This window comes from Streptomyces musisoli (genome assembly GCF_016741855.1).
GTDB lineage: Bacteria > Actinomycetota > Actinomycetes > Streptomycetales > Streptomycetaceae > Streptomyces > Streptomyces musisoli.
This window is the reverse complement of record NZ_JAERRH010000053.1, coordinates 1-10,309: the sequence shown is the minus strand read 5'-3', so window position 1 is coordinate 10,309 and position 10,309 is coordinate 1. Positions and strand designations below refer to the sequence as shown.

The following is a 10,309-nucleotide window of genomic DNA, read 5'->3' as shown; positions in this document are numbered from 1 at the left end:
CGCACGGCCGTCAGCTCAAGCCGGTACCTGCGACCCGACAGCATAGAAACACCCCCCAACTGATGTGATCACGCTAGCGCGGGCCACTGACAACACAGCGAACTCCGCCGCTTCGCGGCTCCGGCACGAGGATGAGCTAACCCCGCCCTAAAGGACGGGGCTTGCGCTCAAGACATCCGGTCAGCCCCATTGCTCTCCCCCTCTGCCGGGCCGGTCCGCACCCTTCCCGGGCGGGGCGGCTCCCGCCTCCACGGCTCGCCGAATGCTCAGTCGATGCAGAACTCGTTGCCCTCGATGTCCAGCATCGGGATGCACGAGTCGTTGCCGTCGTACAGCGTTCGCACATGTATCGCGCCGAGCGGGATCAGGCGTGCGCATTCGGCCTCGAGCGCGGCGAGGCGCTCCTCGCCCACGAGTCCGGTGCCGACCCGCACATCGAGATGCAGCCGGTTCTTGGCGGCCTTCCCTTCGGGGACGCGCTGGAAGTACAGTCGCGGGCCCACACCCGAGGGATCGACGCAGGCGAACCAGGAATCCCGCTCCCCGGGCGGCTGCGAGAGCTTGAACTCCTCCCACGTGGCGAACCCCTGCGGTGGCGGCGGTACGACGTATCCCAGCACCTCGCACCAGAAGCGGGCGAGGCGCTCGGGTTCCGCGCAGTCGAAGGTGACCTGGAACTTCCTGATCGCTGACATCGGCGCACCATAACAGGGGGACTCTGCCGCCCGTCTCCCCGGGCGGATCCGCCCGCAACCCCGTCTCGTCCCGAGCCGGTTGGGGCTCGGGAACGCCGGCCGGCCGCTTCCGTGCTCGCGGAGTTCAGCGAGCGCACCGTCCGCCCGTACGAGCCGCACCGAAGTCCGCGCCCGAGCCGGCTCGCCGAACCCCATTGACGCATTGGTCCAGACCTTCTACGTTCTGGTCCAGACCTTCCAAGTCAAGAGCCCGCAGTCCGGCAACGCGCACGCACGGTTCACCTCACCCCTGTACTACCCCACGATGACAGGGAGAGCCATGTTCCACCGGCGCAGACCATCCTTCACGCCCTCTCTCAGAAGCCCGCTCGGAGCGCTCTCCGGCAGCCCGGGCACCGGACCCGGCACCCGGCGTCACGAGGCCCGGCGTCACGACGCGCCGCGTCACAACGCCCGGCGTCACGACGCGCCGCGTCCCGAGGCCCGGCGTCGCGAGGCCCGGTTCCGGCGGCGGATCGCCGCCCTGGGCACCGCGCTGCTCCTGCCCCTCGCACTGCTCACCGCGCTGGCCGCGCCCGCCCACGCGGCCGGCACGCTGACGGCGACCTTCACCACCCAGGACAACGGCTCCTGGTGGAAGGGCACTTACGTCGTCCGCAACAGCGGCCCGGCCGCCGTCAGCGGCTGGAGCCTGGAGTTCGACCTGCCGGCCGGAGTCTCCCTGACCGGCCACTACAACGGCGACGCGACCGTCTCCGGGCGGCACGTGACCGTGAAGAACGCCTTCTACAACGCCAACGTCCCGGCCGGCGGCAGCACCGAGCCGTACAGCTACTGGTTCATCGCGGGCGGGCCGATCGGCACCCCGACGGGCTGCACCGTCAACGGCGACAAGTGCGACGGCACCCCCGACGTCCCGCCGACCGCTCCCGGCACCCCGAAGGCGACCGCGGTCACGGCGCACTCGGTCGCGCTGAGCTGGGCCGCCGCGCAGGGCGGCGACCACACCGTGGCCTCCTACGAGGTGCTCGGCGGCTCGGGCACCGCGGCCACCGCGACCGGCACCTCGGCCACGGTCACCGGCCTGACACCGGCGACGAGTTACACGTTCACCGTGCGCGCCAAGGACACACGCGGGAACGTGGGACCGGTGAGCGCCCCGTTGACCGTCAAGACCGTCGACCCGGCGACCGACCCGGCACCGCCGACGGCGCCCGGCAATCTGCGCGCCACCGGCAAGACCGCCTCCAGCGTCGGCCTCGCCTGGGACAGGTCCACCGACAACGTGGGCGTGGCCGCCTACGACGTGTACCGCGGCGCCACCCTGGCCAAGAGCGTCGGCGCGGACACCACGACGGCCACCGTCGACGGGCTCTCCCCCGCCACCGCCTACACCTTCACCGTCAAGGCCCGCGACACCGCCGACAACTCCTCACCGGCGTCGAACACGGTGTCCGCCACCACCGACGACGTGGCCGGACAGGGCAATCAGCTCAAGGTGGGCTACTTCGCGCAGTGGGGCATCTACGGCCGCCAGTACTTCGTGAAGAACCTGGACACCTCGGGCGCCGCGGCCAGGCTCGACGTGGTCAACTACGCCTTCGAGAACCTGGATCCGGCCAGCCTCACCTGCCAGGCTGGGGTGACCAAGGGCGTCTCCGCCAACCCTCAGGACCCCGACGAGGGCACCGGCGCGGGCGACGCGGACGCCGATTACGCGCGTCCCATGTCGGCCGGGCAGTCGGTGGACGGGGTCGCCGACGACGGCTGGGGCAAACTCCGCGGCAACCTCAACCAGTTGAGGAAACTCAAGGCCAAGTACCCGAAGCTGAAGGTCGTGGTGTCCCTCGGCGGCTGGACGTACTCGAAGTTCTTCTCGGACGCCGCGGCCACGCAGGCCTCCCGGCAGAAGTTCGTCAAGTCCTGCATCGACGTGTGGATCAAGGGTGATCTGCCCGTCTACAACGGCGCGGGCGGCCCGGGCACGGCCGCCGGGATCTTCGACGGCATCGACATCGACTGGGAGTGGCCCGGCTCGGAAGGACACCCGGGCAACCACTACGGCACCCAGGACAAGGCCAACCTCACCGCGCTGCTCGCCGAGTTCCGCAAGCAGCTCGACGCGCTCGGCGGTGGGCACCGGCTGCTGACCGCGTTCACCCCGGCCGACCCGGCGAAGATCTCCGCCGGCTGGGACCTGAACCGCATCTTCGACTCGCTCGACTACGCCGACGTGCAGGGGTACGACTTCCACGGCGCCGGCAGCGACAATTCCTGGGAGCCCAAGCGCACCGGCCACGGCTCCAACCTGTACGCCGACGCGCAGGACCCGTACCCCTTCCACTTCAGCATCGAGGACGCGATCGAGGTCTATCTCGACGCCGGGGTCAACCCCCGCAAGCTGACGGTGGGCTTCCCGTTCTACGGGCGCGGCTGGCAGGGCGTGACCGACGGCGGGGCCGCCGGCGAGTGGCAGGACGCCGGCGGTGCGGCGCCCGGCCAGTTCGACACCGAGGCCGGAGTGCGCGGCTACCACAACCTGATCACCAGCTTCCCGGCCATGACCGTCCGCCACGACGAGCAGTCCGTCTCGACCTTCGGCTACACCGGTCCGGGCGGCCAGTGGTGGACGTTCGACGACGCCTGGTCGATCGGGAAGAAGACGGCCTGGATCAAGTCCAAGGGGCTGCTGGGCGGCTTCGTCTGGGAGATGTCCGGCGACACACCGAACGGTCAGCTGATGACCGCGCTGAACGACGGACTGAAGTAGCCGCACCACCCACCCGACGCCACGGTACGGCCCCCGGGGGGACGGTCGGCCGCGCCGGGCGTCCGGGTTTCACCGACAGACCGGCCGCCCCGTCGACCAGGGGCTGGACCCGGTAGGAGACTGTGGGCCCCGTTCACGAGGAGCAGTCGTGAGGCAGCACACCCATCCGTTCGTCCCTTACCGGCCCGACCGCTACGACGAGGCCGAAATGCTCCGGCGGGGGAAGGACTTCGTGTCGTTCCTCGACCGTCGGCGCAGCGTGCGGTTCTTCAGCGACGAGCCGGTCCCGCGCGCGTGCATCGACCTCGCCATCGCCGCGGCGAACACCGCCCCCTCCGGGGCCCATTTCCAGCCGTGGAAGTTCGCCGTGATCGGCGACGCCGAGACCAGGCACCGCATCCGGGTCGCCGCCGAGGAGGAGGAGAAGGTCAATTACGAGGGCGGCCGGATCCCGCCCGAGTGGCGCGCCGCGCTCGCCCGCCTCGAGACGAGCGCGGACAAAAGCTTCCTCGACGTCGTGCCGTGGATCGTCGTCTGTTTCGCCGAGAAGAGCACCGCGCTGCCGGACGGTTCGCTGCGCAAGAACTACTACGTGAACGAGAGCGTGGGCATCGCGTGCGGCTTCTTCATCGCCGCCCTGCACGCGATGGGGCTGAGCACCCTGACGCACACGCCCAACCCGATGGGCTTCCTCACCGCGATCTGCGAACGGCCCGGCAACGAACGGCCCTACATCCTCTTTCCCGTCGGCTACGCCGCGGCCGACTGCGAGGTCCCGGACCTGGCACGCAAGTCGCCGGCGGAGGCGACAGCGGAGATCCCGGGCCGCCTGTGAGCCGGCTCGGTGGACCAGCGGAGCGGAGCCGGCCCTGACGCCGGGTTCCCGCCGTTCCGGTTTCGCGAGACGGCGTGCAACCTTGGGGGCAGGTGGTGAGTCTCCTGAGCGATCACGTCGTGATCGGATCCACGAGGAGACCATCATCAGCGCCATACACAAGACCCTGACCACTGTCGCCGTCACCGGTGTCGTCCTCGCGGGCTCCACCGCCTGCGGGACGATGGAGCAGCTCTCCGCCGGCAAGAAGCTCGACCGGGCCTTCGAGAAGCTCGGCGCGAAGCACACGGTCTCCTTCGAGATCGACCTGGACACCGACGCCACGTCCTTGAAGGCGCTGGACGCCGAGTCCGGGCCCGAGCCCGGCGAGGAGATGCCGGACGAGGCCGCCGAGCTGCTCAGCGGGGCGAAGATCAAGGTCACCGTGCAGTCGAAGAAGCCGATCGACGAGTCCGGCGAGAAGGACCTCGTCGGTACGGCGGTGAAGATCAGCGGCCCGGACGGCGACCTCGCCGAGTACCGGGTGATCGGCGATTACACCTACTTCCGTTCCGACCGCGACGCCGTCGGCAAGGTGACGGGCAGCCCCATGCCGGCCGCCGAGGACCTGCCCCCGCAGGCCGGGGCGCTCAAGGATGTCCTCGAGGGCAAGTGGGTGAAGTTCAGCACCAAGGAGATGGAGAAGGCCGCCGGGGGCCGAGGCGGCGGGGAGGATCCCGCGCCGGCCCCGTCCCTCGACGCCAAGTCGCAGAAGAAGCTCGTGAACGCCCTCCGCAAGGTGATCGCCCACGAGGTGCGCTTCAAGACGGCCGGCGGCGGGGACGGCACCGAGCACATCACCGCCACGGCTCCCTTCCGCACGCTGGTCACCGAGCTGTTGGGCGAGATCCGCCCGCTGGCGAAGGACCTGCCGCCGGGCGTGGAGCTGCCGTCCGACAACGACCTGAAGGACGCGCCCGACGCCAAGGTGACGGCGGACTTCACGCTCAGGAACGGTGAGCTGTCCGAGGTGAAGGTGGACCTCGCCAAGCTGGCCGACGACGCCGGGGTCAAGAAGCTGGGCCTGACGCTGCGGATGAGCGACGGCACCAAGCCCACCGCCCCGGCCGGCGCCACGGAGCTGGACCTGGACGAACTCGCGCAGGGATTCTTCGGCGGCGCGGAGATGAACGATGCGGAGTTCGACGAGAGCGGCCTCGGCAACCTCGACGGCCCCGACGGCCTCGACGGCCTCGACGGCCTCGACGGCCAGGACTTCCCGCAGGACGAGTTCTGATCATGCGAGGCTGATCCATCGGGCGGCTCCGGCCCGTATCCGCGGTGGCCAGAAGACCGGCCCCCGGGCACACACCGTGCGCCCGGGGCCGCGTCCGGCGGAGGGCGCGGTGGGCGGGACCGGGTGGTCGATGTCCGGGGGGCGCCCGCACTACCGGCGCCGCCCCCTGGTTAGATATGGATCAGGACTGCGCCGCCCCCATCGGAAGATCGGCGCAAGGTCAGCCCACGTCGACCACGGGGCGCGTTGCACGCCAGCACGGGACCGTTCCACACCTGCCCCCGTTCAGGGCCCCAGGCCCAGGTCCCGAGAGACACATGCGTTCCGACACCGCACCACGCCCGGCTGCCCGGCGCCTGCTCGCCGGCCGCGCTCCGGCCCCTGCCGGACACCGTCACACCCTTCACGCCACGACCTCCGCCGTCTCGGTGCTGCTGCTCCTGGCCGCGGCCGGCGCTGTCCTGGACGAACCGCTGCTCATCCCGCCCCTCGCGGCCAGCGCCGCCCTCGTGCACAGCACCCCACAGCTGCCCCTCGCGCAACCGCGCAGCGTGATCGGCGGCCACCTGCTGTCCGCGAGCGGCGGCTATCTGGTGCTGGCCGCCTGCGGGAGCTCGACGTGGGCCGCCGCGCTGGCGGGCGGCCTCGCCCTGGGCACCATGATGATCACCAGGACGCCTCACTCCCCGGCGGCGGCCACCGCCGTCATCGTCGTCCTCCAGTCCCCCGGCCCGCTGCGCTTCCTCGCCCTTCTGCTCACCGCGACCCTGCTCCTGGTCAGTGCCGGGATCGTCGCCGGGCTGCCCAGGCACGCGCCTCGCTATCCCGCCTACTGGTGGTGACAGGCGAGCGCGCATCACCGCCGGCGCAGTCGCGCATCCCGTCCCGCCGTCCCGGGGCAATCCCCGCGCGCCGCGGATCCGTACCTACTGCACCGGAGGCGACCCCTCCGCGGGCGGCCCGCCGCGCGGTCCGGCGCCTGCGGGCCACCGGACGGCGCGGTCCGCGGGCGGTGGTGCCTCGCCCGCGGGGGCCGAAGCCGTGCTGTGGCCCGCGGCCGCCGGTTCCCGGCCGGCCTGCTCCGGAACATGACCTGGAACCGCCATGAACTCGATCTCCGCCACCGACATCACCCTGAGAGGACTGGGAGTGTGCTGCGCCGTCGGCAACGTCGTCGTGCACGCTCTCCTCGTCCCTGATCACCTTGAGGAGAAGTTCTACATCGGGATGCTGTTCGCCGTGGGCAGTGCTGTCATGCTCGTCGTGGCGGCCGCCCTGGTGAGCGGGAAACGTCTCGCGGCCGCATGGCTGACGGGAACCGCCGTCAGCCTCGGAATGATCACCGGATTCCTGCTGTCGCGCACCGTCGGTCTGCCCTACGGCTACTACGAACCCGACTGGGAGCCGCCGTACGGCCCGCTGTCCCTGATCGCCGAGGGACTGTTCGTCCTTGTGTTCCTCACCTGGCTGGGCACCAGGCCGATGGCCGACGCCGCCCCGGTGCGGTCACGTACGAAGGGCGCGGAGCGGATCGAGCCCGCGCGCGTGACGCAGAGGAAGTGAGAGCCGGCCGCCGAGGCTGTGCCCGCGTCGTCCGCCGCGTCGAGGGAGGCCGAGGGAGGCCGACGAGGGGCCCGAGGCCGGCGCGGCCCGGGCCCTCTCGGCTGCCCGCGCGCCTTCCGCGGCCCCGCGGGGCGCGGCCGCGTCGACCACCGGCCGACGCCCGGACGGCGGGATGGCTCCGATGCACCGGCAGCCGGTGCTCGGGACCGCAGGGCGCAGGTGGTTCAGCCCGGTGCGGGCCGGGGCGTCCCCGGCCGGAACCGGCCGGCGGTCCGGGCTATTCTGGCCGGCGTACCTGGACACGGGGTGCCCCCGCACGGGGGCTGAGATCACACCCGTTGAACCTGAACCAGTTAGGACTGGCGGAGGGATGTCGTATGTCGTTGCCGTATGCCCATGAAGAGACGGCCGTCGCCGAGGCGCGGCGCGTCTTCGACGGCCGGATGCCGACGGCCCCCGGGGATCTGCGGGTGGAGGCGCGCGGCATCACGCCGGTGCCCGAGGACGCTCGCTACGGCAGCCCCCGGCGGCTGTTCACGGTGTGGTTCGCCCCCAACCTGACGATGACCGGCGTGTTCACCGGCACCGTCGGGGCGGCTTTGGGACTGGACTTCGCCACCGCGCTGCTCGCCGTGGTGCTCGGCACCCTGCTCGGCGCGGTGCCCACGGCCTACCTGGGGACCTGGGGCAGCCAGACCGGGGCGGCCCAGCTGCCGCTGGCGAGGCTGGCCTTCGGACGGGCGGTCGCTCTGCCGGGTGTCCTGCAGTGGCTGTCGTCCATCGCCTGGGACGCGCTGATCGGGCTGTTCGGCGGGGACGCGCTGGCCCAATTGTTCGGCTGGCCGTTCTGGTTGGGTGTCCTGGTGATGCTGGCGGCCCAGGGTGCGCTGGGCGTGATCGGGTACGAGGCGATCCACCGCCTGCAGACGGTGATGACCTTCGCGCTCGCCGCCGCGCTCGTCGCGTTGGCGGTGAAGCTCGCGCACGGCACCCAGCCCGCGACGGCCGCGACCGTACAGGGCGCCGACCGGGCGGGCGCGTTCGTGCTGACCTGCACCATCGCTTTGAGTCTCGCCCTGTCGTGGGCGCCGTACGCCAGCGACTTCAGCCGCTACCTGCCGCGGACGGCGTCCCGTCCGCGGATGTTCTGGTGCACCCTGCTCGGTGTCGGCGTGTCCTTCGTCGCGGTGCAGGCGCTCGGTCTGTGGGGTGCCGCGCAGTTCACCGACCAGACCGCCCGCGGGGTGGACCGGCTGCTCGGCGGCGGCGCGCTCGGCGCGTGCGGGCTCCTCGCGATCGCTCTCGCGGCGCTGTGCAGCAACGCCATGAACGACTACAGCGGGTCGCTGGCGCTTCAGACGGTCGGTATGCGGCTGCCGCGGCCGGTCGCCGCCGCGCTCGCCGCGGTGCTCGGTTTCCCGCTCGTGCTGTGGATGCACGCCGCCGACACCACCGCCCGCTTCCAGAACGTGCTGCTGTTCGTCGGCTACTGGATCCCCGCGTTCGTCGCGATCGTGATCGTCGACTGGGTGGCCCGAGGGCGGGCGCGCGGCGGCCGGCCGGTCGACCTGGCGGCGGAGGAGGCGAAGCCGCAGCCGTGGTGGCCGGCTCTCGCGGCGTTCGTCGTCGGTTTCGCCGTTGCGGTGCCGTTCATGAGCACCAGCCTGTACGTGGGCCCGGTCGCCCGTGCCCTGCACGACGCCGACCTCGCCTACCCCGTGGCGTTCCTCGCGGCCCTGCTGGTCTACGCACCGTTGCGTGTCCGGCGCCCGGCCTGACCGCGCTCGTTCCTCCCGGACCACTCCCGTGCCCCGGCCCCTGGTGGAGGCCGCCGGTCCAGGCGGCCTTGTGGCCACAGGACTTGAGTCGCTCCGTGCCGGCGGTTGTGGTCGTTCTGGTGCCATCCAGGTCGGAATTTCGCATTCCGCACCCCCGTTCGAAAACGACCGGGACAGACGTGCAAAGATCCGGACAATGATGCGGGCGCGCCCCACACCCGGCTGCGCGCGCCGCCTGATTCCGCATACCTCATGGAGTCATACGTGACCCAGTCTTCCCGGCGTGCACGCGCCCTGTCGCCTCTCGCCACCTCGGCGATCGCCGTCGCCCTGGTCGGCGTCACCGCCGGCACCGCTCTGGCCGACGCGCCTGCGGCGGCCGGTCCGGCCAAGGACGTCACCCGGAGTGCCGCCGCGGCCGGTCGGCACCGGCCCACCCCCGCCGCGCCGTTCTTCTACCTCACCGGGATCCTGCCGTCGGGCCAGATGTACGTCTACATGCCCGACGGGAAGGGCGGCTTCGACGACCGGTCGGGCGTCGCCGTCTGGCCGCACCTCAGGTACGAGGTGTCGATCGACCCCGACCTGACCGGCTGGCAGGACGGCGCGTACCAGGTCATGGACGACGGCACGCTGAACCTCTGGCGCGGCGGCCGCCTCAAGAAGGTCGCCACGGGCTGGGGGCGGTACAACGTCGCCTTCTCCCCGGGCACCCTGGGCCACGCCAAGCACCCCGACCTGTTGGCCCGCGACAGGCAGGGTGTCCTCTGGCGCTTCCAGACCAGGGCGGACGGCACGCTGGCACCGCGCGTCGAGGTCGGCACCGGCTTCGACCGGTTCACCCAGGTCACCGGCAAGGGTGACCTGACCGGCGACCGCAGGTCGGACATCGTCGCCCGGGACAAGCGCGGTGTCCTGTGGCTGTACAAGGGCACGGGCGATCCGCACAAACCGTTCGCGTCCCGCGTCGAGGTGGGTGCCGGCTGGAACCGGTTCAACAAGCTGGTGGCCACGGGTGACGTCGACGGCGACGGCCACAGCGACCTGCTCGCCCGCGACCCCCGGGGCACCCTGTGGCTGCACAGGGGGACGGGCAGGGCGGCCGCGCCCTTCAAGCCCCGCGTCGAGATCGGCAGCGGCTTCAACCAGTACCGCGACCTGTTCTGACTCCCCCGCAGGAGCACTCGGGCCACGGTTCGTCACCCGGCCACAGCAGTCATCCGCCGATGCAACCGGTCCGGCAGTCCGGCTCCGCCCGCTCGGGATGGAAGACGACCGCGTCGCGCGCGTGGGGAGCGGGTTCGGGAAGAACGGCGAGTATCGCTTCGACCGCCGGTCGTGGGGTGCGGGTCATCACGCCTTCCGGTCAGCTGGCCGTGGATTGCCCGCAGC

8 protein-coding genes and 1 riboswitch are annotated in these 10,309 nt (G+C 71.5%); of the genes, 7 read left to right on the top strand and 1 reads right to left on the bottom strand.

Annotated features, from left to right (window positions below; translation table 11 throughout):
- Positions 1–266: 266 nt before the first annotated feature.
- Positions 267–695, bottom strand: coding sequence for a VOC family protein (locus JK361_RS40150; protein ID WP_201828110.1), 429 nt, complete (start codon positions 693–695; stop codon positions 267–269).
- Positions 696–999: 304 nt separating this feature from the next.
- Here JK361_RS40150 and JK361_RS40145 point away from each other — a divergent pair, with 304 nt between their 5' ends.
- From JK361_RS40145 to JK361_RS40115, 7 genes are all read left to right on the top strand, one after another.
- Entirely contained in the window at positions 1,000–3,465 is a 2,466-nt protein-coding gene (locus JK361_RS40145; protein WP_236054653.1) for a glycosyl hydrolase family 18 protein, read from the top strand.
- A gap of 148 nt (positions 3,466–3,613) precedes the next feature.
- Positions 3,614–4,300 (top strand): nitroreductase family protein, encoded by a 687-nt coding sequence (locus tag JK361_RS40140; RefSeq protein WP_201828108.1) that lies wholly within the window; start codon positions 3,614–3,616, stop codon positions 4,298–4,300.
- 223 nt (positions 4,301–4,523) lie between these two features.
- Positions 4,524–5,576 carry a hypothetical protein gene (locus tag JK361_RS40135; protein ID WP_236054655.1) on the top strand — a complete coding sequence of 351 codons (1,053 nt, stop codon included), beginning with the start codon at positions 4,524–4,526 and terminating at the stop codon, positions 5,574–5,576.
- Between the two features lie 317 nt (positions 5,577–5,893).
- Positions 5,894–6,418: an HPP family protein gene (locus JK361_RS40130; RefSeq protein WP_201828107.1), complete on the top strand. Its 525-nt coding sequence runs from the start codon at positions 5,894–5,896 to the stop codon at positions 6,416–6,418.
- Positions 6,419–6,680: 262 nt separating this feature from the next.
- Positions 6,681–7,139: a hypothetical protein gene (locus JK361_RS40125; protein WP_201828105.1), complete on the top strand. Its 459-nt coding sequence runs from the start codon at positions 6,681–6,683 to the stop codon at positions 7,137–7,139.
- A gap of 292 nt (positions 7,140–7,431) precedes the next feature.
- Positions 7,432–7,527: riboswitch (TPP riboswitch) on the top strand.
- Positions 7,517–8,917, top strand: a complete 1,401-nt coding sequence (locus tag JK361_RS40120) for a purine-cytosine permease family protein (protein ID WP_201828103.1) — start codon at positions 7,517–7,519, stop codon at positions 8,915–8,917. It overlaps the preceding riboswitch by 11 nt.
- A 264-nt stretch (positions 8,918–9,181) precedes the next feature.
- On the top strand, positions 9,182–10,084 hold the full coding sequence (locus tag JK361_RS40115) for an FG-GAP repeat domain-containing protein (RefSeq protein ID WP_307787451.1): 903 nt from the start codon (positions 9,182–9,184) through the stop codon (positions 10,082–10,084).
- Positions 10,085–10,309: the final 225 nt, after the last annotated feature.